The sequence below is a fragment of the Candidatus Puniceispirillum marinum IMCC1322 genome (genome assembly GCF_000024465.1).
Classification (GTDB): domain Bacteria; phylum Pseudomonadota; class Alphaproteobacteria; order Puniceispirillales; family Puniceispirillaceae; genus Puniceispirillum; species Puniceispirillum marinum.
The window spans coordinates 2,295,902-2,322,224 of sequence record NC_014010.1; the positions used below are offsets into that span (position 1 = coordinate 2,295,902).

A 26,323-nucleotide genomic window follows, 5' to 3' on the forward strand; every position below is an offset into this window, starting at 1 on the left:
CGTTTCCCGGTAGGCGAAAAGTGCGCTTACCCAGGCATGATGAGGTTTTGGATACTCCTTTGCTTGTCGATGATTTATCTATAGGCTCAATATATTTATGTAAGTGATGGAGTTGTTTATGCCATTAGCCCCATGTGATGACACTGTCACGATAGCTGACCTGACGTACGACCCTTATCGCTTTTATAAAACTGCGCGACATCACCATCCTGTAGTCAATGTGTCGTCGGTCAAGCGCACCATGCTGACCAAGGCAGAAGACACAAAATTTGTCAAAGATAACTGGCAGATATTCAGTTCGGACGATCCAAGCACGCCTATGAAGCGGGCTTTTCAGGCGCATACGCTTATGCGAAAGGATGGTGCCGAACATATGCGGGAACGCACTGCGATGACGGCGGCCTTTTCACAACGCAACATTCGTGATGTCTGGGTGCCACTTTATGAAAAGATCGTTGATGATTATATCGGTCGTCTGCCCCGTGGTGAGACAGTTGACCTGTTTCATGCGCTTGCTGCGCCGGTATCGGCGCGCTGTCTGTCACATCTCATCGGCCTTGAACATGCATCAGATACTGATTTATGTCGCTGGTCGCAGACACTGATCGATGGGGCAGGTAATTTTGGGTGGGCGGATGCGCCGTTTGCAGCAACCGATAGGGCCAATGATGAGATCAATCAATCGATCCAAAAAACCGTTGATGGCCATGATGCGAATGAAACCCCGCATGCCATTGCTGCTATGCTGAATCTTGAAGTGCCTATGGATATCGATGTGATTCGCTCTAACATCAAAATTGTGATTGGCGGCGGTATCAATGAACCACGTGATGCCATGCTAACGGCGATTTATGGCGTGCTGACGAATCCCGATCAACTTGCCGATGCCAAAAGTGATAACAGTTTGTGGCATCATGCTTTTGAAGAGTCGGTGCGCTGGGTCGCACCCATTCAGGTTAGTTCACGCCGCACACTTGAAGATGTCGAAATTCGCGGATATTTAATTCCCAAAGGTGATGTTGTGATGACGGTTCAGGCTTCGGCAAATCACGATGAAGATATGTATGAAGATGGGCATCTTTTTAACCTGCATCGGCCAAAGCAACCGCATCAGGCATTTGGTAATGGACCGCATTTCTGTCTTGGAACGCATATTGCGCGTCGCACGGTTGCCGATATTGTTTTGCCAAGATTATTCGACCGGTTTCCCAATCTGGCGCTTGATCTGGGTGCGCCAGTTCTATTTCAGGGTTTTGGGTTTCGTGGACCGATCAATTTACCTGTAAAACTTCATTAGGGCGTTTGGTCTGAAATCTAGCCTTGTTTGCGCCGATACCAGAATAGAAGGTTAAGTATCAGTGCCAGAAGTGGCCCTGCTATAATGTTGAAAACGGTTGCTTGCTGGAACAGGGTTTCAACATCCTCGCGCATGGATCGCCGTATCTGCCGCAATTTTTGGCGTAAAGGTAATAGCATGGTTTGCAGGTCACGTATCTGATCCTGCAAATTGCTTGGCAGTTCATCAACTGATTTAGCACCTGTGAGGCTTAGAACTTCGGTGATGCTGTCTTCGACTTTCGCAATCTGGTTGATGAAATTGGATTCGGTGTCTTTATAAATCTGCTGGGCGTTACGCATCATTTCTTCAACAAGGGTGAAAGAGCGCACCAGATTGCCACGTGACCGGATGCCAAGCAGGCGGTTATCACCAGCAAGGAATTCAACCATATTCACCATGAAAGCAAAATTATCATTCAAGGGGCGCAGGAATGCGGCGCCGCCTTCGCCCGAACCTTGCAAACTCATCGGATCATAAATCCAATCAGTATCAGCGATCGCAAAAACAGATGCAGAATCCGCCCTAGAATCGCCGTCAAAGGCTGTCGGCAATCCGCCAGCTACATGCACAGCAACTGAGCGCACACCGCCCTTGTCGGGCTTAAAGCTGGCGGCAAGCTGGTCAGGCGCAGAAGACCGGAATAATGTGCGATCTTGCGAACCGGTTTCGCCGCTTGTGGTGACCAGACTGGTGGCTGTCAGGTCGCTATTTTCATCGGATGACAGACTGAAATAACCAGCTTCGGCAAAGAGTAGTTCGTTCAAATCGGCCGTTGTACTATGGGTGGTTGAGAGCGCATCACGCCGTACGCGAAGCCAGTAGGGATAGTTGATTTGATTGCCATCATTACCCACAACGGTCGCCGCCATAGTGCCATCGCCAATAACCCGGTTTTGATCAAACCTGATTCCATAGCTAGCTAGCAGATCGATGATTGTGAAGATGTCGGTCTGGCTGATCGGCGCCGCCTCTAATTTGGCGTTGCCACGGTTTAGGCGTTGATGTGGGTCAACCATCACCATTAGCCCTTTGCCAGCCATGACATGGCTGTCAATCGCACGCAACATGCCGGCTTTGAGAACGGGGGTGTCAATGACAAGCAACGCATCCAGATCATCTGGCAGGCTATCACCGAAATAAGGGATGATAGCGATATCAAATTGGTTTTTCAGTTCTTCAAGGATAGCCAGTCCCGGGCGTGGTTCATCAACATTCCGTGGAATGAATAATGATGAAAGGATACCTATTTTCGGTGTTGTCTTGCGCCCCAGATTGCTGACAGCAAGGGCAAGATCATATTCCAGTAATTCGGCGCGGCGTTCATCGAAATAGGATATGGCGGCATGTCGGTCGCCAAGCTGGAAAGTTGCGCCAAAATATAAGCTATCGCCAGATGACATAGGCACCCTTTGAATACCGTCAAGAAGGGCGCTTTCTTCGATGACGCTATCTGGTTCAACAGCAATTTTTTTAATTATGATGCCACCATCTGCGTAATTTTCAAATTGGGTCAGCAGACTTTCAACCCGGCGCACATGCTGGCGGATACGTGCCGGTACTGGCGTTTCATCCTTATTATAAAATAATGTGATCTCGATTGGTGTTTTTACATGCGATTGGGACTGCTTCGCAATATGAACTGTTTCGGGATGCAGGCTGAAGCTTTTCTGTTGCGTAAGGTCAAGCGCAATAGGGACGCCAGATAGCAGGCCAGACAAGCCCATGATCGCCATAATACCAACAGTCACCAGACTAAGGCGTGCACAGATGCTGGCAAGATTTGGTGCTACATTGCGCCGGAAACGCGACAGCAAAATAGTTGTTGCTCCCAGCGTCAGGCCTATCAGGGCGGTGAAATAGACCAATCCGGCAAGATCAATCCGTCCATCAGCCATTTCGTCAAGCCAATGGCGTGGACTTGCCAGATACAATGTATCAGCAATCCATTGCAAAGCTGGCGGCAGAATCGTCAATTCACCAAGCCCTGAATCAAGCAACATTAATGCCAGTAAAAACCCCAATCCCAGAACAAAAGCAGCAATCTGGTCTCGGCATAGCGCGGCGGCAAGCATCGCAACAGCATAGGCTGATGCCAATAACAAGCTGGCACCAATATACCCCGCAATGATGATGCCCCAGTCAGGTGACCCCAAATAGGCGATGGTCACAGCAAATGGGAATGTCATGGCAAGTGTGATCAACAGGATAAAACTGCCCGTAAGCCATTTACCTATTGTGATGCTGGCAGCTGATAGCGGCAGGGACAAGGTTAATTCCATAGACCCTTCGTTATTTTGCCCATGAAAAGCCCGCATTGCCAATGCTGGTATAAAGACATTTGCGACCCACGGCAGAAACGTCCATTGCAAATCCATGACCACCAGATCGGTACTGAAAAAGTCACCAATTACAAAAACCGCAGTGGCCAGGGTCAGTAAGAACCCGACCTGAAAAATCAGTGTTAATGGCGAATAGGTCAATTGTCGCCATTCATGTCTGGCGGCCGCCATTATCATGGCCATTTGTGATGACTCAGCGTGGGTTGTTTTCATGATCCAGCCTTATTATCGGTTTTGGCTGGTTGGTCTGTATTGGTGGCGGTTAACGCATGAATTGCGCTTTCAAGTCGTCCATTCTGATCAAGAAATTGCGCTGTTGGTCCGTCGGCAACAAGCTGGCTATCGCGCATAACAACTAGACGCTCGCACATATTCTCGGCTTCTTCCAGAATATGCGTCGACATCAGGATTGTTTTGGTCTGGCCAAGATATTTAAGCTTTTCACGCAATTGCGCTTTCTGGTTGGGATCAAGTCCGTCTGTTGGCTCGTCAAGGATCAGTACAGGCGGATTGTGCAACAAAGCTTGACCAAGCCAGCTTCGTTGTCGCCAGCCTTTAGACAGTGTTCCCAAAAGCTTATGCCGAACGTCACCAAGATCAAGCTGGTCGATTACATTATCGATCAGGGTGCGTTTCTGTGGTTCGGAAAAGCCACGTGATTCGGCGGTAAAGGTCAAAAACTCCCGCACGCTGAGATTGTTAAAACCAAGCGCTGATTCCGGTAGATAACCAAGCTGATGTTGTGCCTGCCGACGTTGCGTGACAATGTCATAGCCATTGATAAAGGCTTGCCCTGCGTCAGGTGTTAGCGAGCCGACAAGCATTCGCATGATGGTTGATTTACCCGCGCCATTACTACCTAACAGACCAATAATCGAGCCCGCCTTAGCGCTGAATGACACATTCTGCGCAGCAGGTTTGGAGGCATAGGATTTGGATAGGTTTTGGACGTCTATTAACACGATGAACCTGCTTCGCTACTTAATACCTGCGTGTCAGCCTATTCATCCGCGAAGATCGACAATGAATCCAGCAATAATAAACAAAATAACACTTACGCCCATAATGCCATATCCCAAGCGGTTAAGCCAACGTCCAAAAGATGTCTTGGGACGCGGTGATTCATTTTTATCAAAGGCAGGTTTGGCAACAGGATGAATATGATTTTTATCACTATTCATATCGACAGTTTTGCGAGTAAAGAATTTTTCTATCGCAGCGGAAAATGTTGCGAGAATGGCACCAATTGTGGCCAGGGTGACAACGACCGGTTTAGCTGAGATAAGGAACAAGAAATCCAGCATGGTCGTTGCCCTGAAGCGTAGCCGCTAGGCTACGCCCTTAGATGTGTTTGCAAAGCTCTTCATCGCTTCTTCATGTAGAATGGCCATTGTTTCACGCTTATATTCAAACGCTTCGGCAGAGGTCAACATGCTGTAATTGCGCGGACGAGGAAGTTTGATATCGATAATTTTTTCAACCTTTGTCGGCTTGTTAGTCAGAACAATCAGATTGTCAGCAAGGAAGATAGCTTCGTCAATTTCCGATGTAACAAATACATTTGTACGACGGTTCTCTTCAAATAGCTGCAGGAAGAATTCCTGCATAAGGCTACGCGACATCGCATCAAGGCCACGGAATGGCTCATCCATGATCATCACTTTAGGCTCGTTGATAAGGGCGCGAGCCAGTTCGGCACGACGCTGCATACCACCAGAAAGCTGGAGTGGGAATTTGCTCATGAATTCACCAAGCCCAACTTTAACAAGTAGCTTTTTGGCTTCTTTTTCAAGATCCGCTGTTTTCATATCACCCCGTAATTTGGGGCCAAAGACAACATTTTCAAAGGTTGTTTGCCATGGGATCAGCGCGGTTTCCTGAAACACCACCATCCGGTCTTTACCCGGGCCAGTGATTTCTTCACCATCAATTGTGATCTTGCCTGAGTCTGGCTCTTCAAAGCCGGCAAGCAAATTCACCAGAGTTGATTTTCCACAACCAGACGGCCCCACAATAACTGTCATTTCACCTGGCGCAATCGACAGACTCAGATTATCGAGAATCTGATCTGACAACCATTCTTCACCATAGGCCTTTGATACATTTGTTAGTTCGATCGTGCTACCTGTCGCTGGCGTACTTGCCGCTTTGTTTGATTTGGTAGCACCGCCAGCACTAGCAGCGCGGGCGATGGAATTACGATTGGTCAACATTGGTATACTCCCTGTAACCTTTAATTGTTCTGTTGCCTAGTATTACAAACGCTGTCTAGAACAGACGCCGCCATGGCATAAAGAATATCCCTAATTTACGAATTGAGCTCGAACAGAGATAGCCCGCGATACCGATGGAAATCATGCCAACGACAATATGCTCAAGTGAACCACCCATATATGAGCTCCAGATGAAGAAGCCGAGGCCACCGCCACCTTGTGTACCACCACCAGAAATCATTTCGGCAGCCAGCACCACTTCCCAGGTGATGCCCATACCCACGGCGGCACCTGTAAAGATTGACGGCAATGTGCCAGGCAGAATGATTCTGTAGAACAGATGCCATTGGCTTGCGCCCATTGACTGCGCCGCACGGAGATACCGTACGTCGATTGCCCGCGCACCACCAAGAACGTTGATCACGATGGTAAAGAACGCCCCCAGGAAGGTCACAAACGCGATAGACATTTCGTTTGTAGGCCAGAAAATCAGTGAAGCTGGCACCCAAGCTAGTGGTGGAATTGGACGAAGAATTTCAAATGGCGGGAAGAAAATCTCCCGGAAATACTTGTTCACTGCCAGCATTAGTCCAAATGGAATACCCACGATCATGGCTACAAGGAATCCAGCCAGAACACGTTGGAAGCTAGCTACCCAGCTTTGCCAATAGCCTAGGTTAGGAACAACATCAGCCCAAGTGATCAGAACATCAACTGGTGGCGGGACAAGCCCGATGCCGAGCATGTCATAACCTGTCCAGTCATCAATCAATGCGCCAAACTGCCACACAACTAAAAACACAAAGATAGACATGATTGCGCGTCTCAATTCAACGCTTTGTATTAGTTTTGAAAATTTAGAACGTTTTTGCACAGTACTATTTCCCATAATTCAATACCTTTCCGATCTGTGGCCTAAGCCATCTCGCGTTCGCCAGCCTGAAAGGCCTTGACTGCTTCTTCGTGGACCGCTTCATTCACTTCGCTCAGCAAGGCTCGGAAAGCTTCGGATGACTGCGTCTCGTATGAACGTGGACGCGGGATATTCACTTCGACAGTTTTCTTGAGCTGACATGGGCGTGTGGTAACCACATGCGCCTTGTCACCAAGGAAAATGGCTTCCTCAAGATCATGCGTGATGAAAAAGATTGTAACCTTTGTTCTGTCATAAGTCTCAAGCAGTGATTCATGCATGATCTGTTTGGTCAATGCATCCATCGCGCGATAAGGTTCGTCCAGAAGCAGAACTTTTGGATCATTGATCAACGCACGTACAATCTCGGCACGACGGCTCATGCCCGAAGACACTTCGCCGGGAAATTTTTTGATCACATCGCCAAGGCCGGCCTCGGCAAGCATTGTGCCAGCCTTATCCATTGCCTGTGCTTTGTTAAGTGCTCCTTGAACCATTGGGCCATAAGCAACATTCTCGACCAGTGTTTTCCATGGAAACAAAGCTCCATTTTGGAACACAACCATACGATCAGCACCCTGATCAGCCTTTTCACGGCCTGGACCACATAGCATCTCACCATCAACGTCGATCTGACCTTCGGTGATAGAGTGGAAACCTGCAATCGCATTCAGCAAAGTCGATTTTCCACAGCCAGACGGACCAACAATCATACAGATCTCGCCACCGGCAATTTCCATTGAACAATTGTCAACAGCCTTAACATTAACCCCTTCTGGGTCATAGATTTTGGTTACATTACGAATACTGATGGCACCTTTTGTAGCCGCCGCACCGTTTTTTGAAGCGTTTTGTTTTGTCATAACCTTATAATCCCTTTTTTAAATCGGTAACGAGGCGCTATTAGCGATCCTGCTGAGCTAGTTCGCGAACTTGCCAGTCCATGAGCTTGTCACCAAGAATACGCACCATGACTGATGTCACATATCCAATGAAGCCGAGTGTGATCATGCCGATCACCATAGGTACGGTAACGTTGTTCATGTAGGCATCAACGATCAGATAGCCCAAACCAAGGTCACCAGAGACCATTTCAGCGGCAACAAGCGAGAACCAAGCCACACCGATTGATATCTGCAATCCTGTAAAGATGAAAGGAAGTGCGCCCGGCACAACGACGTTTTTGAACACGTCCCATTTGCTTGAACCCAGACAACCAGCAGCGCGGAAATAATCATCATCGATTGAGTCCACGCCAAGCATAGCATTCAATGTTGTCACGAACAAAGACGCCAAGGTGGCAAGGAAGATAACAGGCCCCTCAAAACCTGGCAGAAGCAGGATCGATAGCGGTACCCATGCAAGAATAGGAATAGGGCGGAAGAGTTCCAGAAGGGGGAAAGCGAAGTCACGTACCTTTCTAGACCAGCCCATGAATAGGCCAAGTGGCACACCAACACCGGTCGCAATCGCAAAGGCAATGGCGATACGCTGGCAACTTACCCGGATATGTTCGTAATATTCTGCGGTAAAGATCGATATGCCCTGGAACGGCTCAGGTGAGAACCAGTCCTTAGAAATGGCAACTGGGCCAGGCAGTTTGGTAAAACGCCAAACTTCAAGCCCTTCACAAAGTATCCAGTAGGTGAACAGCCACAATCCTACGCCTATTGCGGTTAGATATGGTGTTGGCGTAGATAACGCCTTTACAATTCGATATTGGACTAAGTCCAACCCCTTGGGTGCCTCGGTACGCCGTTGGCGTCCTGTAGCAACTTGTTGTGTGGCCATCTTTGTGAACTCCCAGAATTACATTTTTAAATTCTTCTTAGACTAGTAACAAAATGTCGCACTTTTGCGCGCGCAATCAAAGCGATTCAGTAATAGATCTTTTTTAATAACTAAGTGATGCAATCAATAAGCTGTATTTGGTGTTAAAAAAATAAATAAATAGAATAAGTTATAGAAAAAACACCCTGAGAAAATTAATTCTCAGGGTGTCTTTTTACATTGGTAGCAAATTACTTTGCGTTGATAACACCAACTGGTGAAGTCATGCCGCGGGCGCGAAGAACGTCTTCAGCGAACTGTGGCATAACACCGCCTGAGCGAATTGTAGGTGTCGCAGCAGGCTTTTTCTTCAGTGAGTATAAGAACGCTGTAGCGTCAGCCATCAGGTTACGAGCGCGATCACTGATAACAAAGTCCAGTGTTAGCTTGTTAGAACCAGCGATTGGGCTGTCATACAGAGATGCTTTCAGGATTGACTTGTCAATCTGTTCTGTCTGTGCTTCGGCCATTGTTGCAACAGCGTCTGCGTTAGCTGGATCAGCCACGAAGATCTGCGCATCAAGCTCGGCGTTCAACCAACCAGTAACGGCATCAGGGCGCTGCTCGATCAGATCGTTCAGCATAACCATGAAGGCACCATCAAGTGCGCCAAAATCGATGCCTGAAGCGCCGCGACGTGCGATACCGCTTTCAACCATCTTTGTGGCAGTTGGCTCCCAGATAGCAGCCGCATCCAACTTACCAGCACGGAAGTTAGTTGTGATAACTTCGATGTTCTGGTTCAGGTACTTGCTTGGCTTAATGCCAGACTCAGCGAATGCAAGCTGGGCAAAACGGTCAGTACAAGCGCCGTGTGGTGCAGATGTGATTTTGCCATCCATCCACTTAACAGCGTCTCTACCGTTAGCAAAGTCAGGGGCGTCGTTACGAACTAGGAAGATGTTACACTGCTGCATTGATGTGCCAAGAGCTGCAACAATACGAATGTCTGTACCACCACGCTCAGGGATTACTTTAAATGTAGATGCAATCGCTGGCATGTCACCCATGTAACCAATATGCTGCTTCTCACCAGCCATCGCATTCACGATAACTGAACCTTGAAGACCAACTTGGAAGTCAGCGGTTGAGCCAGCAGGTAGGTGATTCTTCCAGAATGCCATGCCGTTGTTGACAACGCCTGTCCATGATTCTGTGTAATAAGGCTGATAACCAATTACCAAATCAACAGCTTCACCTTCGTTACCAAAATCTACAGTAGCCATACCTGTTAATGGAGACATTGCCATTGCACCAACCGCAATTGCTCCAAGAGTCTTAGATAGCTTGAAAGTCATACTTTCCTCCCATTTTTGAAAAACGGGGAAGACGTAATACAGACGTACATACTTACATTATTTGCTAGACTAGCAATTATAGTAGGCATAGAACCCATAATTCTTCCCCAATAAACATGCTTTTTATTTGTTTGTGCATGATCTTGTACAAAGTAAAGGTTTATAACGCCTAACTATCAAGTCATATCTTTATTGGGTGCTTCAATCAAGTGATAGAACAATGCAATCGATTGTTGGCTACAATGTCATTTTCTTATTTGTTACAGTTCTTTCACAAATATAAAAAATTACTGAATACAAAGTAAAACGGGAAGCGGAAGCCATGCCAACAATCAACGATCAGCAAGAGACAAATAAGTCACAGGCGCCTCATAGCAACTGGATTGATCAGAAGATTTTTTCGGATAGTAATATTTCGACTGAAGAACAGCAAAAAATATTCAAAAATATCTGGGTGCCTGTTTGTCACGAATCTGAATTACCCGAACCTTATGATTTTCGTACATCAAGCATCGGAAACGAGAACATTATAATTCTGCGGGCCGCTGACAACAAGGTCCATGCTTATTTAAATGTGTGTCCGCATCGTGGCATGCTCATCGAGCGCCGACCACAAGGAACGTTCCTTGAAGGGCAGGCATCGGGTAATCCAAAGCGTATTACATGTATGTTCCATGCTTGGCAGTTCGACATGAAAGGCAATTGTGTCTATGTGGCGCGCGAAAAAGAAGGGTATCAGGATCGCTTTTCAAAAGACGAGGCAGGTCTGCGCCGCTTGCGCTGCGAGATAAAATTCGGTGGCTTTATTTGGGTGAATATGAATGACAAGCCATCCGTATCGCTTGAAGATTGGGTTGGTGCGCCACTTAAAGTGCTTACTGGTGCCCTTGATGACGAGCCGTTAGAGGTTTTTCATTATCACAAGGAAATTTTAAGCACCAATTTCAAGCTTAACCACGACAGAACCATCAAATTTCATCAGGATTTTATGAAACAGATCGGTGATTCGTCTGTAACGCCAACACGAAAAAATGATTTTGAATTTGGTCACGCAGTTGCAGGCACCTTTGGCGAAAGCGGAAATGGTCAGGATGCTCTGACATTCCCAAAAATGAAACCAGGTCAATGGTTTATGGTTGATCTATTTCCCGGCTTTAACTTTAGCTTGCATGGATCAGCTTTGAGCGTGAGCACAATCACGCCGCTTGGCCCTAACGAGGTCATGGTTGAATATCGCGGGCTTGGACTGAAAAGCGATAATGCCGAGGCACGAAGCGCCAGAGTAAAGCATCACAATAAAATCTGGAGCCCATTCACCATTGGCGGTTCGGTGGTTAATGAAGCGGAAACTGGCGATGTAGCGCCTAGCGAAGACGCTTTGCGCCACTATTATAATGAGTGGGGGCGCTGGATGAAGCGCAACCCAGAAGATCTGGACAAGGCCTATTCTGCTGCGCCTTCTGAGCCGGCGTCAAAAGATAGTACTGCAAAGACTGGTTATAATGTCGTGGTTGTCGGTGCCAGTCATGCGGGTATTAGTTTTGCTGACAAAATGCGGAAAAGCGGGTTTGAAGGGAATATCACCATTCTTGACCGTCAAAGCGGTGGCCCAATGGAGCGTCCGCCACTATCAAAGGCGTTTTTGATTGATGAAGATGAAAAGGTTAATCCGGTTTTTCTGCTAAAGCGGAAAAAATGGTACAGTGATCAGGACATCACCTTGCGAACCAAAACCAACGTTCAAAAAATTGATCTTGAGGCAAAGTCATTGCTTCTCGAAGATGGCGAGCAAGTTCATTTTGACAAGCTGGTTATAGCCAGCGGGGCTGTGCCACGGATGTTGCCTAGTGCCGAAGGGATGCAGAATGCGTTTATTCTGCGGCAGCCTGCTGACGCCATAGCAATCCGCAACAAGATGAAGGAGGCAAAAAGCGCCATCATCATCGGTGGTGGATATATCGGCCTTGAAGTTGCGGCCTCATTCCGGAAAAAGGGGATCGAGGTTAACGTTATCGAAGCCGCCGACAGAATCCTTGCCCGTGTTGCGAGCCCATCGACAGCTGACTATTTGTCGGACCTTCACAACAGCCATGGGGTGAATTTGTCAACCGGTATCGGCGTTGAAGATATCATGCAGGACAATGGCGCCTTCAGTGGTGTCAAGCTGACTGATGGAACCGTTCTGACCGGTGATATGCTGATTGTCGGTATTGGTGTGGTGCCGGATAGCACATTGGCCAATGATGCAGGCATTGAAACACAGCGTGCAGATGGCGGCGCAATTCTGGTTGATAGCCATATGTATTCAAGTCATCCAGATGTGTTGGCGATTGGTGATGTTGCTTTACAACGTAGCGCTTCGTTAGCCATTGAATCAGTTCATAATGCCCAAGAAACTGGTGCAATAGCAGCTTCTACATTGATGGAAGTCGCACCGCCTACCATTCAGACGCCATGGTTCTGGTCGGATCAGTATGATGCCAAACTGCAATCAGTTGGTGTTGTGCCGGTGGGTGATGAAGAGGTCTATCAGGTTACACGACCAGGTAGCCGCGAGGGGGGAATTTCGTTCTGGAGCTTCAGACAAAAACGGCTTGTTGCGGTAGAGGTGTTCAATGACCCGGCTACTTACATGATGGCGAAACAATGCCTTGATTCTAATGTATCACCAGACCCGGATCAAATTGCCGACATAACCTATTCGCCACTTGATCAATAATGACTTTGGAATTGATAAGTGGCAATTGGTTCGCAGTAAAAAACACGGAACAGGATAACGTCTTAATAAAGCATAGTTAGGGTTCGACTTAACCCTGATTTCAATTGCGAATTACCAACTAAGTCTGAAAAATCTTATGATTTGAGAGCGTTCGCTTAATGAAGCTTTCAAGGCCTAATAACAATATAAATAGCCATCATATGGCGAGAGGAGATGCAATGGGACAGGATATCGAAAAGCAGATTGAAAGAACAATCTATAAAGCGGCTATCGCTTTGGATGAGCTCAATTGGGGGAACTGGTTCGAATTGTGTGATGATTCATTTCATTATTCGATTACGTCTTTCAGCCCTGAAATCAATAAAGAGATGATTTACTTCTCTGGAGATAAAAAAGAGCTTCAAGGTCTGATGGATATGCTACCAAAGCATAATACAGATCATTCACCGCTTCGCCGCCATACATCTGTATATACTGTCGATATTTCTGATGATGGGCAGACAGCAGAAGCTGTAAGTTCGGTTGTTGTGTATCAAAATATGCTCGATGGCATCAATGCGCATCTAGACTCAGGCGAAAGCCGTCTTTTTGTGGTTGGTAAATATCATGACAAATTCACCATTAAAGATGGTGTGGCAAAATTTGTTAATCGTGAAACCAAACTTGATAACCGTCGTATGGACAAAGGGTCGCATTGGCCAATCTAGTCGGTAAAAGCTATTTGCGGTGAAGGTCTGTCAAAGTTTCAAAGATCAGGCCGAATTATGGAAGGAAACCATTGATATGAGCTGGATTAAAGTTTGCGCTACGAGTGAAGTGCCACCAGGTTCAATAAAAAAACTTTGGGCCAGCGTCGGCGGCGGAATTCCGCTTGTGGTCGCGCATCATAAGGCTGGTTTCACCGCGTTACCTCCTATTTGCCCTCATATGGAAGAACCATTGGACGAATCTGGAACAATTCTGGGTTGTAAGCTAACCTGCACAAAGCATTTATGGTCTTGGGACCTGGAAACGATGGAATTGCAGGATGAGGCTGAATTGCCACTTAAAACCTATGATACCAAGATCGAAGATGACAATGTTATGGTTTTCGTGACCGAGCAACTTGAGTATGATTTCAATGAAGAAGACGACATTGATGATGACGAATTCTTTGGCGATGATGACGATGACGATTTTGATTAGGGATATGACAAACTAATCGCTAAATATCTAACAAGTGTCAAAATTGAATAATTGATGCTATGCCATCAGTTTTTATAAACAAAACAGTTGATTGTCTGTATTACATGGAAAAGAATTTCATTTTATTCTATGGGTTGTATAGATGATCATGATGTTTTTAGGGGTTAATTAAGATGGATGCACCAATTAGTGACAATAACAAGGATCCGGTTATTGATCTTCAGACGAATCCTGCGGATGAGATTAAAACCACAACTTGTTACATGTGCGCATGCCGATGCGGGATCAAAGTCTATCTCAAGGATGGCCAGGTACGCTATATTGAGGGTAACCGCGATCACCCCGTGAATAAGGGGGTTCTGTGTGGCAAGGGTGCTTCTGGCATCATGACCCAGGTGTCGCCTGCGCGTTTGACCTCGCCGCTGAAACGTGTTGGCCCCCGCGGTTCAGGTGAATTTGCTGAAATTTCATGGGATGAAGCGCTTGACCTGGCATCAAGCTGGCTTGGTGATGTGCGGGCAAAAGACCCGCGTAAACTTGCCCTATTTACCGGACGCGATCAAAGTCAGGCGCTAACAGGCTGGTGGGCCTCACAGTTCGGCACACCTAATTTTGCCGCGCATGGTGGCTTCTGTTCAGTCAATATGGCGGCTGCCGGTTTATATACATTCGGCGGATCGTTCTGGGAATTTGGCGAGCCTGACTGGGATAAAACCGAATATTTCATGTTATGGGGTGTGGCCGAGGATCATGGTTCAAACCCAATCAAAAAGGCACTTGGCAAGCTGAAAGAACGTGGCGTCAAGGTTGTCGCCGTCAACCCCGTTAGAACGGGTTATGGCGCGATTGCTGATGAATGGCTAGGCGTAAAGCCGGGAAGTGACGGTCTGTTCGTTTCGGCATTGATTTATGAATTGATGCAGGCTGGCAAGGTCGATCTTGATTATCTTGTGCGCTATACCAATTCACATTGGCTTGTTATCCAGAATCCGGGTGCGGCCAATGATGGTCTGATTGCCCGTGATAAAGATGGCGAGCCATTGGCCTGGGATAAAAACCAGAACAAAGCTATTGGTGCCAATACCCTAGAGATCGATCCAGCATTGAACGGGTCATTCAAGCTGGCCGATGGATCGCAGGTCGTACCGGTGATGTCATTGATTGCAGAGCGCTTCCTAGATAGCAAATTTGCACCTGAGTCAGTCGCCGAAGAAATCGGTATTCCGGCTGACACAATCAAGCGTATTGCAAGTGAACTTGCCGAAGCGGCTTTTGAGCGTGAAATTGTTATCGATCAGCCGTGGGTTGACTGGGCTGGCCGCAAACATGACAAGATGATTGGTCGTCCGGTATCAATGCATGCGATGCGCGGTATTTCGGCGCATTCAAACGGCTTTAATACATGCCGCTTGATTCACCTGCTTCAAATTTTGCTGGGTTCAATCGATTGTCCTGGCGGTTTCCGCTACAAGCCACCTTATCCAAAGACGATTCCACCGGGTATCCGTCCAGCAGGTAAAGTTGATCAGGTCAAGCCCAATACACCGCTTCCGGGTCCGCCGCTTGGTTTTGTAAAGGGGCCAGAAGATTTGCTGGTTGATGACAATGGAAAGCCATTGCGTATCGACAAAGCCTATTCGTGGGACGCGCCAGTGTCGGCGCATGGCCTGATGCATATGGTCATCAATAATGCGGGTACGATGGATCCGTATAATATTGATGTGCTGTTCATGTATATGGCCAATATGGGCTGGAATTCGTCGATGAACGTGCCTGATACATTGCGTCATCTGACAGCTAAAAACCCTGATACAGGTGAATATGTCATTCCAAAAATCATCTATTCGGATGCGTTTTATTCGGAAACAGTGCCTTATGCGGATCTGATCCTGCCGGATACGACTTATCTTGAAAGATGGGATTGTATTTCGATGCTGGATCGCCCAATTTCAGAACCTGATTCTGCAAATGATGCCATTCGTCAGCCAGTCATTGAGCCAGATCGTGACGTGCGCCCGTTCCAGACGGTCATGCTTGATCTTGGCGCGCGCCTTGGTTTGCCAGGCATGACCAATGAAGATGGTGCAGCCAAATATCCAGGCGGGTATGCTGATTATATCATCAATCACCAGCGTGCTCCGGGCATTGGCCCGCTTGCAGGGTGGCGTGGTGAAGATGGTTCGAAATATGGTGTCGGCGAGCCGAACCAGAACCAGCTGCAGGAATATATTGATAATGGTTGTTTCCATGCCCATGAACTTGAGCCGGAAATGCGTTATTATAAGCATGCCAATAAAGCCTATCTGGACTGGGCTAAATCGGTTGGGTTTAATGGGTCAACAGACCAGATTGTCTTTGAGCTCTATAGCGAAACCTTGCAGAAATTCCGCCTAGCAGCCCAAGGGCATGGTGATATTCAGCCGGAAGATTCGCATCGTGAGCGAATTACGTCCTTCTTCGATCCGTTGCCATTCTGGTATCCGACTTTTGAAGGCGAAATGGTCAATAAAGATGACTATCCGTTTCATGCAATTACCCAGCGCCCCATGCATATGTACCATTCATGGGGATCACAGAATGCGTGGCTTCGTCAGATCACCAATGCAAACCGTTTATATATGAATCGTGAAAAGGCCGAAGCTCTGGATATCCATGATGATGACTGGGTCTGGCTTACCAGCCACATAGGCCGCGTCAAATGTCAGGTGAGTCTGATGGAAGGCTGTAATCCTGATACATTGTGGACATGGAATGCGATTGGCAAGCGCGGCGGTGCATGGGGTCTTGATAAGGATGCCCCAGAGATGAAGCAGGGCTTCCTGCTTAATCATCTGATCTCGGAATTATTGCCCGCACGTGAAGGTGGCTATCGCTATTCAAATAGTGACCCGGTTACTGGGCAGGCTGCATGGTATGATTTGCGGGTGAAAATCAGTAAAGCTTTGCCAGAAGAAGCAGGCACTACCGAGCCTTATTTCGAGCCGTTCAAGGCGCGTTCCGATGCCCCATTACCTGATGAGTTGGCGTATGGTACGCAATTTAACAAGGGATCAAAATCATGACATCTCTTCCCGCTACTACCAAGAAAAAGCTTGGCCTTGTCATCGACCTCGACACCTGCGTTGGCTGCCAGGGATGTGTGACGTCTTGTAAAGAATGGAACACTTCGGGCTATTCAGCGCCATTGACCGATATTGACCCTTACGGTCAGGATCCGCAAGGCGCATGGCTGAACCGTGTGCATGGCTTTGAGCTAGGCGAAGGTCTGGAAAGCCGGACGGTGCATTTTCCACGTTCATGCCTGCATTGTGAAGAACCTGCTTGTGTGACAGTTTGCCCCACAGGTGCTAGTTATAAGCGTGAAGAAGATGGTATCGTTCTGGTCAATCCGGACACCTGTATCGGCTGTAAACTTTGTTCATGGGCGTGCCCGTATGGTGCGCGTGAATATGATCCATCACATGGTGTGATGAAAAAATGTACATTGTGCGTTGATCGTATTTATAACGAAAATCTGGAACCTGAAGATCGGCAGCCTGCCTGTGTGCGTGCCTGTCCGACAGGGGCACGCCATTTTGGTGATCTGGGTGATCCGGAAAGTGACGTTTCGCAACTTGTTGCCGAGCGTGAAGGGTTCAACCTGCTGGAAGAGTTTGGTTACAAGCCCGTAAATAAATATCTGCCACCACGTAAACGCCGTGATGCAGTCACCTCGCAACCTGCAGCATTGAAAGAAACAGTTGGCGCCAGTGATGGTACCAAGACAGAAAAATTCTTTGCCTGGGCTGACCGCAAGCTTAGCCGATAAGATAAGAGGACAAAAAGATGCATCCCGCTTATTCCGTTATTTTGTTTACCACAGCATCAGGTGCTGGTTATGGCCTGTTGATGTTGCTATCGCTGGCATGCTTTATGGGCGTTTTGCCAGAAAGCCAAGTTTACGGCTTTGTTAGCATGGCACTGTCGCTTGGCTTGATCACCGTCGGTTTGCTGTCTTCAATGGCGCATCTGGGCCATCCTGAACGCTCTTGGCGTGCTGTTTCGCAATGGCGTACATCATGGCTGTCACGCGAAGGCGTTTTTGCCATCGTAACCTATGTACCAGCTGGCATATTCGGTATTTCATGGGTGTTCTTTGGAAAGCTTGATGGCTTTGTGCCTTACGTGGCCTTGCTAACCGCTATCCTATCCGTCGTAACTGTCTATTGCACAGGCATGATCTATGCGTCTCTGCGCACGATCAGCGCGTGGAACCAGAAGATGACCGCACCAAATTACATTATCATCGCGTTGGCTAGTGGGGCGATCTTACAGGTTCTGCTACTAACTATCTTTGATCAGATTAACACCTCGTCGATTGGTCTGGCCTTGATGCTCGCCGCAACAGCTTTGGTTGCTAAATGGCTGTATTGGGTCAAGATTGATAGAACCTCGATCGGTTATACAGTTGAACAGGCCATCGGTTTAAAGGGGCAAGGTAAAATCCGTCAGATTGAACCTGCGCATACACAGCCTAACTATGTCATGCGTGAAATGGGCTATGCCGTGGCGCGCAAACATAGCCGGCAGATGCGGATGCTATCTACATTGCTTTGCTTTATCGTGCCATCGGTTTGCATGGTGCTAAGCCTTGGTATGGCCGAACCTCTGTTCTTTGCCTCAGTCGCGACAGCTAGCCTTGCTGTTGGGCTGGTCATGGAACGGTGGTTGTTCTTTGCCGAAGCTGTCCATGTTGTGACACTGTATTACGGCAGTTCGCAATAATACAAACTGTATTATCCTTATTTTATATGCTGAAAATTTTATAATTTTCTATGTGGAGAAGCGCTTGACCTATAACTGGCCAGATATTTCAACATTTACCAGCCCAGATTATAAAAAAGCGCGGTATGAAGCTCAAAATGCGGTGTTTTGGTTGGCTAGGGGTGCGCATAGCTATCTAGAGCCATTGCCTCAAAACAGGCATTTAGAACTGGAATGGCAAAGTGATCGCGAGACGCTTTGCACAAAGGTATTTGACGGTGACCTTCAAATCGGCCTTAGCATACCTGAACTGGAAATTTTCTTTTGTGAGAATGGTGAAAAGGTCAGGCATAGTTTCTGGTTTGATGACCGTACACCTGCTTATGCCGAAGCCTGGTATCTTGTTGAGCTTTTGCATCGTGACCGTGACCGGTCTAAATTTACCATTGAGCTTCCGTTTGAGTCGAAAGACTTCTTCCTGGGCGATACGGATGAACATGATGCGCCAGCTGTGGCTGTTGAGCTAAAAGCGATGCATGACTGTTTTATCATTGCTGCCGATGTGTTGTCGCAAGTGCAACAAAAGTTAGCCGATAGCGGCGATGTTGTTGCTGAAATAGGGGGCATTTCCTGCAAACCTGAGAATTTCACCCTTAGTTTTGAAATTGTGACTAAGCCAGATGATCATGCCAATGTTCTGGTGGGGATGAGTCTTGGTGATGATCTGCGGCCAGCGCCGTTTTTCTTTGTCAGCAAAAACTATGCAGAATCAGCCAAAAATAACCATGCACTTGATTTTGATGCGGCCAATTTATTGTCGCTAAATAAAATGTCTGAGCAGAAAATGGATAACGCAACTGTCATCAATCAACTGCTTCAAGATGCAAAATCTTGTCTGGGGTGATCAGACACAGGTAAAAGTGACACCCCATAAGGGGTTGTGGTTATTATTGCGATAAGGAAAAAGATGTTTTTCATAGCTTCTGGCTATTAGACAATTCTCAAATATAACAACGAAATTGTTGACACTTCATGCCGAAAAGCCCGAATATGTGTTCAGTTAAATATATTACCGATCGTTGATGGAGGGTTTTATGCCACCAAGAAATCATAAGAAATGGTTAGCCACACCAAAAATCGAGTATATCTCAAGTGAGTGCTATAACAATTATGAGATATATGAGCAGGAAATCGAGCATATCTTCGCCAAAGTATGGGTGCCAATGTGCCACAAAAGTGAGATGGCAAACAAAGGCGATTTCAGATCAAGCCAGATTGCGTTTCAAAATGTCGTTGCTGTAAATCATGGTGATAACATCAAAGTGTATCTATGCCCACAGATCGACAGACTTACTGGCAACGGTATTTCAGTCGATGGTTTGACTGAGCTGCATAGCGGTGTTCAGCATGGTGGTATGGTTTGGGTAACGCTTGATCCTAACCCAACACAGAGCATTGACGAGTGGACATGTGGTGCGTTTGATTGCATCGCTGAAGCTATCGATACAGAAGAAATGGAAGTTTTCCATTATCATAAGTCAATCATTGATACGAATTACAAGCTATGGCACGACACCAATAGTGAGTTCTATCATGACTTCATGCACTATCATAACCGTGTAACGGGCTTCAACGATGCGTATTTTGCACGAAAGAACATCCCTTTCGACAATGGTCACGTGAATGTGAGCAGCTTCACAGTGCAGTATGAAGAGTATGAAGGCTTCGAAGATAGAGGTGAATTGTCATTCCCTAATCTGCCACCGAACCAGTGGTACATGGTTGACCTGTTCCCAGGCTTCAACTTCAATCTAAGAGGCAGTGCCTATCGCAGTGACTCAGTCACACCACTTGGTCCGAACAAAGTTCTGATCGAATTCCGTGGCTATGGTCTGAAGAAAGACACACCAGAAGAGCGTGCGACAAGAATTGAGCACCATAATTCTATCTGGGGTCCATTTGGCCGTAACCTGCATGAAGATCTGATCGGTGTTGCTGGTCAGGGCACAACCATGCGTGAAGGTACAGAAGCCCGCAGAATTCTGCATGGTCGCCATGAAGGTGGAACGATTCATGATGAAGTAGGCATGCGCCATTACTATGCTGAATGGGGCAAGCATCTGGGTGTAAGTCCAGAGAATCCACTTGGTCATGCGGTTGAAGATGACATGGTTGTTGCAGCCGAATAGCAATAATCAGATATATTACGAAAAGGGCTGGTGTGCTTTATGTCACCAGCCCTTTTTTATGATTTAGATATGTTATGGTTTCAGCGCGAAATATAACTGTCATGGCCACGTGATTACAGATAGGTCACGCAGATTTTATCATTGCGCTTGGCTGGCAATAGCAACATGTATGCGCAGTGCTGGAAAGGCACAGAGCGAATAGATGCACGGGTCTGGTGTCCCCGAGGTGAGACAGCTGGAGCTAGTCGAGTCCAGCGGCTTCCTTGATCGCGGCATAGCCTGCAGCATCGTTTTCGTCGTCATCCTCTGGCATGAACTGTTTTGGGCCATAAAGGAAGTTGTGCAATTCACCTGATTCACTTAGTTCTTTTGAAATCTCAACAGCAATGCGGGACATTGGCATTTCGGTTTCGGCCTTAACCCAGAACAGGCCAACATCCTTGCGAACAACTGGGTCTTTTAGCAATAAGACCTTGGTACCATCATGCAGTCCGGGCATACGGGTAAAGTGATAGGGGATAACGGTACATAATTCTGTGTATTGCGTCTGAAACATCAGATGCAGAATCGATTCAGATTCGATTTTCGGAACAACTTCGCATCCTGCTTGTGTGAAGGTGCTGTCGATAATCCGGCGTTCGTGCATGGATTGGCGCAACAGTGCAAAAGGCAACTTTGCCGCATCTCTCCAGGTTATTTCTTCAACATCCTCAAATTCAAATGAGTCTGGTACCAGCAAGCCCCATGTTTCGGTAAAAATGGGCAAGACATTACACCAGCCAAGCGCGTCAGCGTCTTCAACATAGGTGATAGCACAATCAATCGAATAGTTATCAAGGCCAATTTTGATTTCATCATTGCCGACAAATCGCACATCCACTGACAAGCCTGGATATGCTTTCCGAATACGTTGCAGAATAATCGGCAGAACAGGTGACATTGATGGCATCGCACCGATCGATAATTTGCCATGCAAGTTACCCTGCATTTCAGCAATTGAATTACTAAGGGCGTTGAAATTCGCAATGATTAAGCGACCCCATGAGGCCACTTTTTCACCTTCGGCGGTAATGCCGTAAAGCCGTTGACCGCGGCCACGTTTGAACAGGGTTACTCCAAGTTCAAGTTCTAATTGCTTAATGCCGTTCGAAAGGCTTGGTTGCGTCACGTTACATCGCGTAGCGGCACGGCCAAAATGATTCTCTTCGATAACAGCAACAAGATATTCTAGTTGTTTCAAAAACATTAGGCACCCCTCCAAAACTCTAACTTGTTTGACGCTATCTATTAAAAAGACGCTCTAACAAAAATGGCAACTATATAAATCACCGTATACCTGTTTTTTTATAGGTCAAAGCTAAAATTAAATGTTTTCCTTATAGTTGATATGAATTTCATCATAGAAGCGGTCGTACTTTCTCGTTTATGGCGAAGTAAAAGCACGACTTGTCCTATGACTGGTGCTAGCGTTGAGCATCTAAATGGGTGCGTTGTCGTGCTTTAGTAACTGTCTAACTGGTGGATTGCCCATACCACGGATTGCAGATTTGTTACCTTAGGTGTGGGAATGGTACGTGGAACTTGAAGCGACATTATTAGCAGCTTTTACAATGTATCTTGGCTGTGGTTTTCTTGCAGGTGCACTTATTGGCTGCATAGGTATTGGCGGTGTCGTGCTGGTACCGCTTCTTGTCTATTTTGGTGGTGTTGACATCAAGCTGGCAATTTCAGCGGCTATGTTTGCCTATATAGTATCGGGTCTTGTTGGCACGTACATTTATGCTCAAAGCAAATCAATTCAGTGGTCTATGGCTTTGATATTATTCATTGGTGCCGCCCCTGGCGCTTTGCTGGGCAGTTGGCTTGTTGCGGTCATAGATGGTGACTTTTTGAAAGCCTTGATCGGGGTTTTGGCGATCTTGTCAGGCGTGCAAACCCTGCGTGGTGGTGTAAAGACCGACCATGGTGATACCCCATCATTAGGCGCCACACCTCTGATTGGTATTGGCGCGATCACAGGCGTTCTGTCTTCACTGACAGGTACAGGTGGGCCCCTGGTACTGGTGCCGTTGTTAATGTGGCTACGGCTACCAATTCTGCTTGCGATCGGTTTATCGCAAGCTATTCAGCTACCGATAGCGACTTTTGCGACGGCGGCTAACCTCATGGCAGGTAACTTTAGCTGGGTCATTGCTATCAGTCTTGCGATGGGGATTTCAACAGGAAGCCTGATCGGTGCCAAGGTCGCGCATAGATTACCAACAGCAACATTAAAGATAATTGTTGCCGTCGTTCTGACACTTGTTGGTGGTTTTCTGTTCATTGATGTGCTGGGCCTAGGCGTCTGAAACCCCCCTTGTGACACCCCTCAGAAACATAGCCGATGCCACATATCTAATAGGTGTCAGCCATTTATTTGACAGTTTTTCTTATGCCAACGCACAGAAAATTGTAACGTTAGCTCGGGAATAAATACAAACACCCTAACTAACGTGAAATTCACTTTTGGGAATATTAGGAGAGAGAAATGTCAGATACACCGCCACGCAGGAAAGTGACCTATAAAACACTACTCAAGAAAATGGAAAAGGGTGAGCCGATTACACAGCTTGCTGCCTATGATTATCGGACAGCCGTTGTGGCGGATCGCTTGGGTATGGACATTCTTTGTGTTTCAGACACAGGTGGTATGATCCTGTTTGGTCACCAAAGCACTGTTTCGGTCAGCTTTGACGAAGTCATGATGATGTCGCAGGCGATTGACCGTGGGTCACAATATGGTCTGCGTATGGTCGATATGCCTTATTGGAGCTTCCATGTTTCAAAAGAGCAGGCTGTTGAGAATGCTGGCCGCTTCGTTCATGAAGCGAATGCCGAAGTCATGAAATGTGAAGGCAACCGCCATCACGTTCCAGCTATCGAAGCGATTGTGAATGCTGGTATTCCAGTTCAGGGTCATATCGGTATTACCCCGATGCGTATGCCACAGCTTGGTGGATTTATCGCACAGGGTAAAACAGCTGCGCGTGCCCAGGAACTTGTTGACGATGCAAAGGCCATGTATGACGCAGGTTGTTTCTCAATCCTTTGCGAGGTGACAACATCTGAAGTTGCCGAATATCTTGCAGAGACTTTGCCGGTTCCGGTTATCAGCCTTGGTGCAGGTAATTGTGCAGATGGTGTTCACATCATCTCGTCTGACCTGTTCCACCTTTGGGAAGAGCATGTACCAAAGCATTCACGTATCTACACTGACCTGATCCCGATCATGGAAGATGTTATCACAAGATATATGAACGACGTTAAGACCAGAAATTATCCTGGTCCGGAAAACACCATTAACATGCCTGAAGATGAATTGCGTAAATTCGCCAAGGCTATGAAATGGGAGCGCAAGCTCGAAGAGCTTGGCTAAACCATAAGACGTTAATATAGCAGGAACCAATCAGACTATGCTTTGGCATGTTAATCTGACACTTAACGGTTCCTGCTATATCTCATTTATTTTGAGTGATGCTTGTATGTAACATCTGCCACAAAATGTATTCGCATTTGCGATAACATGCTGGCTTGATTGTATATATCAGAATTTACAAACCCCCATATGGCCTGCCCGTATTAGGCGCAAGCTGGCAACGTTGATTAGAAGTTGAGAGACCCTGATGACTTATAAAAGCGATATTGAAATTGCACGTGAAGCAAAGATGCAACCAATCCAGGAGATTGGTAAAAAGCTCGGCATTCCTGAAAAGGATCTTTTGCCGTTTGGTCATGATAAAGCCAAAGTGTCGGCTGAATTTATCGCCTCTAAAAGAAGCGGTAATGATGGCAAGTTGATTTTGGTGACGGCGATTAATCCAACGCCAGCTGGTGAAGGTAAGACCACCACCACTGTTGGTCTTGGTGATGGCCTTAACGCCATTGGCAAAAAGGCGATGGTCTGTATCCGCGAAGCCTCGCTTGGTCCATGTTTTGGTATGAAGGGTGGTGCCGCTGGTGGTGGTTATGCTCAGGTCGTACCGATGGAAGAAATGAATTTGCATTTTACGGGTGATTTTCATGCTATCACCTCGGCGCATAATCTGTTGTCGGCGATGATTGACAATCACATCTATTGGGGCAATGAGCAGGACATTGACCAGCGACGTGTGGCCTGGCGCCGCGTTGTTGACATGAATGACCGTGCGTTGCGTGACATTGTCACCAGCCTTGGTGGCGTATCGAACGGTTTCCCGCGCCAGTCTGGCTTTGATATTACCGTTGCGTCAGAAGTTATGGCGATCCTGTGTCTTGCGCTTGATATTAATGATTTGCAAAAGCGCCTTGGTGATATCATCGTTGCTTACCGGCGTGATCGTAGCCCTGTCTATTGCCGTGACATCAAAGCTGATGGTGCTATGACAGTGCTTTTGAGCCAAGCTATGCAACCTAATCTTGTACAGACCCTCGAAAACAACCCAGCATTCGTCCATGGTGGCCCATTTGCCAATATTGCGCACGGATGTAATTCGGTTGTTGCCACAACAACAGCGCTTAAGCTTGCTGACTATGTTGTAACGGAAGCTGGTTTTGGTGCTGATCTGGGTGCCGAGAAATTCATGAACATTAAATGCCGTAAGGCTGGTCTTGCACCAAGTGCGGTTGTTCTTGTTGCCACAGTGCGTGCCATGAAGATGAATGGCGGCATTGCCAAAGCTGATTTAGGTGCTGAAAATGTTGCGGCTGTTCAGGCTGGTTGCCCGAATCTTGGTCGCCATATCGAAAACCTGAAATCCTTTGGTGTTCCGGTTGTTGTCGCGGTGAACCATTTTGTTACTGATACCGATGCTGAAATTAAGGCCTTGCAAGACTATGTTGTTGAACAGGGTTCAGAAGCCATCGTTTCAAAGCATTGGGAGCATGGGTCAAAGGGATCTGAAGCACTGGCTATCCGCGTCGCGGAAATCGCAGATGCTGGCTTGGCTAATTTTGCACCGATCTATCCGGATGAAATGCCGTTGTTGGAAAAGATCGAGACGATTGCCAAGCGCATCTACCGTGCTGATGAGGTGATTGCTGACCAGAAAATCGTTGCCCAACTCAAGCAGTGGGAAGAGCAGGGCTATGGCCATCTTCCTGTATGTATGGCTAAGACACAATATAGCTTCAGCACGGATCCAAACCTGCGCGGCGCGCCTACTGGTCATAGCGTACCTGTACGCGAAGTGCGCCTATCAGCTGGTGCAGGCTTTATTGTCGCTATCTGTGGCGAGATTATGACAATGCCTGGTCTGCCACGGGTACCGTCAGCCGAGTCGATCATGCTGAATGATGAAGGCCAAATCGAAGGTCTGTTCTAATACAACCTCGGTTATTCGGAAGATTTTAATCTAAATCGTAACAACTTTTACGCGATAATTATTTTCAAAGGGCACTGCTGAGGCAGTGCCCTTTAGTTTTATGCGCATGAAGTTGGAATCAATTTATCGAGGTTAACACAAGGATATACCGCGATTCGTTGATAAAGTGCGACATTCTGGCACAGGCGCGCTTTCCGATTCGCAAAGTTTGTCTAA

General features: G+C 47.1%; 21 protein-coding genes. 12 read left to right on the forward strand and 9 right to left on the reverse strand.

Annotation, left to right across the window (positions count from 1 at the left end; translation table 11 throughout):
- Nucleotides 1–118 precede the first annotated feature (118 nt).
- A complete protein-coding gene (locus SAR116_RS10730; RefSeq protein ID WP_013046963.1) occupies nucleotides 119–1,297 on the forward strand; it encodes a cytochrome P450 in 1,179 nt (392 codons plus the stop codon).
- A 17-nt stretch (nucleotides 1,298–1,314) separates the two neighbouring features.
- On the opposite strand, the gene SAR116_RS10735 is transcribed toward SAR116_RS10730, so the two are convergent.
- The 8 genes from SAR116_RS10735 to SAR116_RS10770 all read right to left on the reverse strand — a co-directional run bounded on the left by SAR116_RS10735 (nucleotide 1,315) and on the right by SAR116_RS10770 (nucleotide 9,932).
- A complete protein-coding gene (locus tag SAR116_RS10735; RefSeq protein WP_013046964.1) occupies nucleotides 1,315–3,891 on the reverse strand; it encodes a Gldg family protein in 2,577 nt (858 codons plus the stop codon).
- The gene (locus SAR116_RS10740; protein WP_013046965.1) at nucleotides 3,888–4,640 is read right to left on the reverse strand and encodes an ABC transporter ATP-binding protein; all 753 of its coding nucleotides are present in this window, start codon (nucleotides 4,638–4,640) and stop codon (nucleotides 3,888–3,890) included. The genes SAR116_RS10735 and SAR116_RS10740 overlap by 4 nt, the downstream gene beginning before the upstream one ends.
- Before the next feature lie 42 nt (nucleotides 4,641–4,682).
- A complete protein-coding gene (locus SAR116_RS10745) occupies nucleotides 4,683–4,982 on the reverse strand; it encodes a hypothetical protein (RefSeq protein WP_013046966.1) in 300 nt (99 codons plus the stop codon).
- 24 nt (nucleotides 4,983–5,006) lie between these two features.
- Nucleotides 5,007–5,891, reverse strand: coding sequence for an ABC transporter ATP-binding protein (locus SAR116_RS10750; RefSeq protein WP_013046967.1), 885 nt, complete (start codon nucleotides 5,889–5,891; stop codon nucleotides 5,007–5,009).
- Nucleotides 5,892–5,946: 55 nt separating this feature from the next.
- Nucleotides 5,947–6,780, reverse strand: coding sequence for an ABC transporter permease (locus SAR116_RS10755; RefSeq protein ID WP_013046968.1), 834 nt, complete (start codon nucleotides 6,778–6,780; stop codon nucleotides 5,947–5,949).
- A gap of 26 nt (nucleotides 6,781–6,806) precedes the next feature.
- Nucleotides 6,807–7,667: an ABC transporter ATP-binding protein gene (locus SAR116_RS10760; protein ID WP_013046969.1), complete on the reverse strand. Its 861-nt coding sequence runs from the start codon at nucleotides 7,665–7,667 to the stop codon at nucleotides 6,807–6,809.
- Nucleotides 7,668–7,707: 40 nt separating this feature from the next.
- The gene (locus SAR116_RS10765; RefSeq protein ID WP_013046970.1) at nucleotides 7,708–8,595 is read right to left on the reverse strand and encodes an ABC transporter permease; all 888 of its coding nucleotides are present in this window, start codon (nucleotides 8,593–8,595) and stop codon (nucleotides 7,708–7,710) included.
- A gap of 230 nt (nucleotides 8,596–8,825) precedes the next feature.
- Nucleotides 8,826–9,932: a taurine ABC transporter substrate-binding protein gene (locus SAR116_RS10770; RefSeq protein ID WP_013046971.1), complete on the reverse strand. Its 1,107-nt coding sequence runs from the start codon at nucleotides 9,930–9,932 to the stop codon at nucleotides 8,826–8,828.
- 322 nt (nucleotides 9,933–10,254) lie between these two features.
- On the opposite strand from SAR116_RS10770, the gene SAR116_RS13515 reads away from it, so the two are divergent.
- The 8 genes from SAR116_RS13515 (at nucleotide 10,255) to SAR116_RS10815 (ending at nucleotide 20,768) form a co-directional block, all read left to right on the forward strand.
- Nucleotides 10,255–12,651, forward strand: coding sequence for an FAD-dependent oxidoreductase (locus tag SAR116_RS13515; protein WP_013046972.1), 2,397 nt, complete (start codon nucleotides 10,255–10,257; stop codon nucleotides 12,649–12,651).
- A 218-nt stretch (nucleotides 12,652–12,869) separates the two neighbouring features.
- Complete coding sequence (locus SAR116_RS10785) at nucleotides 12,870–13,358, forward strand: aromatic-ring-hydroxylating dioxygenase subunit beta (RefSeq protein ID WP_013046973.1); 489 nt, start codon at nucleotides 12,870–12,872, stop codon at nucleotides 13,356–13,358.
- 76 nt (nucleotides 13,359–13,434) lie between these two features.
- On the forward strand, nucleotides 13,435–13,836 hold the full coding sequence (locus SAR116_RS10790; RefSeq protein WP_041861437.1) for a Rieske 2Fe-2S domain-containing protein: 402 nt from the start codon (nucleotides 13,435–13,437) through the stop codon (nucleotides 13,834–13,836).
- Nucleotides 13,837–14,009: 173 nt separating this feature from the next.
- Entirely contained in the window at nucleotides 14,010–16,898 is a 2,889-nt protein-coding gene (locus SAR116_RS10795; protein WP_013046975.1) for a molybdopterin oxidoreductase family protein, read from the forward strand.
- On the forward strand, nucleotides 16,895–17,644 hold the full coding sequence (locus SAR116_RS10800) for a 4Fe-4S dicluster domain-containing protein (RefSeq protein WP_013046976.1): 750 nt from the start codon (nucleotides 16,895–16,897) through the stop codon (nucleotides 17,642–17,644). Before SAR116_RS10795 ends, SAR116_RS10800 begins: the two co-directional genes overlap by 4 nt.
- A 17-nt stretch (nucleotides 17,645–17,661) precedes the next feature.
- Nucleotides 17,662–18,600 (forward strand): dimethyl sulfoxide reductase anchor subunit family protein, encoded by a 939-nt coding sequence (locus SAR116_RS10805; protein ID WP_013046977.1) that lies wholly within the window; start codon nucleotides 17,662–17,664, stop codon nucleotides 18,598–18,600.
- A gap of 64 nt (nucleotides 18,601–18,664) precedes the next feature.
- A complete protein-coding gene (locus tag SAR116_RS10810) occupies nucleotides 18,665–19,483 on the forward strand; it encodes a hypothetical protein (RefSeq protein WP_013046978.1) in 819 nt (272 codons plus the stop codon).
- 190 nt (nucleotides 19,484–19,673) lie between these two features.
- Nucleotides 19,674–20,768 carry an aromatic ring-hydroxylating dioxygenase subunit alpha gene (locus tag SAR116_RS10815; RefSeq protein WP_013046979.1) on the forward strand — a complete coding sequence of 365 codons (1,095 nt, stop codon included), beginning with the start codon at nucleotides 19,674–19,676 and terminating at the stop codon, nucleotides 20,766–20,768.
- Nucleotides 20,769–21,009: 241 nt separating this feature from the next.
- On the opposite strand, the gene SAR116_RS10820 is transcribed toward SAR116_RS10815, so the two are convergent.
- Nucleotides 21,010–22,014 carry a LysR family transcriptional regulator gene (locus SAR116_RS10820; RefSeq protein WP_013046980.1) on the reverse strand — a complete coding sequence of 335 codons (1,005 nt, stop codon included), beginning with the start codon at nucleotides 22,012–22,014 and terminating at the stop codon, nucleotides 21,010–21,012.
- 328 nt (nucleotides 22,015–22,342) lie between these two features.
- On the opposite strand from SAR116_RS10820, the gene SAR116_RS10825 reads away from it, so the two are divergent.
- The 3 genes from SAR116_RS10825 (at nucleotide 22,343) to SAR116_RS10835 (ending at nucleotide 26,107) form a co-directional block, all read left to right on the forward strand.
- Complete coding sequence (locus SAR116_RS10825) at nucleotides 22,343–23,116, forward strand: sulfite exporter TauE/SafE family protein (protein WP_013046981.1); 774 nt, start codon at nucleotides 22,343–22,345, stop codon at nucleotides 23,114–23,116.
- Nucleotides 23,117–23,295: 179 nt separating this feature from the next.
- Complete coding sequence (panB, locus tag SAR116_RS10830; RefSeq protein ID WP_013046982.1) at nucleotides 23,296–24,183, forward strand: 3-methyl-2-oxobutanoate hydroxymethyltransferase; 888 nt, start codon at nucleotides 23,296–23,298, stop codon at nucleotides 24,181–24,183.
- Between the two features lie 247 nt (nucleotides 24,184–24,430).
- Nucleotides 24,431–26,107: a formate--tetrahydrofolate ligase gene (locus SAR116_RS10835; protein WP_013046983.1), complete on the forward strand. Its 1,677-nt coding sequence runs from the start codon at nucleotides 24,431–24,433 to the stop codon at nucleotides 26,105–26,107.
- Nucleotides 26,108–26,323: the final 216 nt, after the last annotated feature.

Excerpts from the sequence above, each read along its gene's own strand:
- SAR116_RS10730 (WP_013046963.1), top strand. The coding sequence starts at position 119 with ATGCCATTAGCCCCATGTGATGACACTGTCACGATAGCTGACCTGACG.
- SAR116_RS10735 (WP_013046964.1), bottom strand. The coding sequence starts at position 3,891 with ATGAAAACAACCCACGCTGAGTCATCACAAATGGCCATGATAATGGCG.
- SAR116_RS10745 (WP_013046966.1), bottom strand. The coding sequence starts at position 4,982 with ATGCTGGATTTCTTGTTCCTTATCTCAGCTAAACCGGTCGTTGTCACC.
- SAR116_RS10750 (WP_013046967.1), bottom strand. The coding sequence starts at position 5,891 with ATGTTGACCAATCGTAATTCCATCGCCCGCGCTGCTAGTGCTGGCGGT.
- SAR116_RS10755 (WP_013046968.1), bottom strand. The coding sequence starts at position 6,780 with ATGGGAAATAGTACTGTGCAAAAACGTTCTAAATTTTCAAAACTAATA.
- SAR116_RS10760 (WP_013046969.1), bottom strand. The coding sequence starts at position 7,667 with ATGACAAAACAAAACGCTTCAAAAAACGGTGCGGCGGCTACAAAAGGT.
- SAR116_RS10765 (WP_013046970.1), bottom strand. The coding sequence starts at position 8,595 with ATGGCCACACAACAAGTTGCTACAGGACGCCAACGGCGTACCGAGGCA.
- SAR116_RS10770 (WP_013046971.1), bottom strand. The coding sequence starts at position 9,932 with ATGACTTTCAAGCTATCTAAGACTCTTGGAGCAATTGCGGTTGGTGCA.
- SAR116_RS13515 (WP_013046972.1), top strand. The coding sequence starts at position 10,255 with ATGCCAACAATCAACGATCAGCAAGAGACAAATAAGTCACAGGCGCCT.
- SAR116_RS10785 (WP_013046973.1), top strand. The coding sequence starts at position 12,870 with ATGGGACAGGATATCGAAAAGCAGATTGAAAGAACAATCTATAAAGCG.
- SAR116_RS10790 (WP_041861437.1), top strand. The coding sequence starts at position 13,435 with ATGAGCTGGATTAAAGTTTGCGCTACGAGTGAAGTGCCACCAGGTTCA.
- SAR116_RS10795 (WP_013046975.1), top strand. The coding sequence starts at position 14,010 with ATGGATGCACCAATTAGTGACAATAACAAGGATCCGGTTATTGATCTT.
- SAR116_RS10800 (WP_013046976.1), top strand. The coding sequence starts at position 16,895 with ATGACATCTCTTCCCGCTACTACCAAGAAAAAGCTTGGCCTTGTCATC.
- SAR116_RS10805 (WP_013046977.1), top strand. The coding sequence starts at position 17,662 with ATGCATCCCGCTTATTCCGTTATTTTGTTTACCACAGCATCAGGTGCT.
- SAR116_RS10815 (WP_013046979.1), top strand. The coding sequence starts at position 19,674 with ATGCCACCAAGAAATCATAAGAAATGGTTAGCCACACCAAAAATCGAG.
- SAR116_RS10820 (WP_013046980.1), bottom strand. The coding sequence starts at position 22,014 with ATGTTTTTGAAACAACTAGAATATCTTGTTGCTGTTATCGAAGAGAAT.
- panB (WP_013046982.1), top strand. The coding sequence starts at position 23,296 with ATGTCAGATACACCGCCACGCAGGAAAGTGACCTATAAAACACTACTC.
- SAR116_RS10835 (WP_013046983.1), top strand. The coding sequence starts at position 24,431 with ATGACTTATAAAAGCGATATTGAAATTGCACGTGAAGCAAAGATGCAA.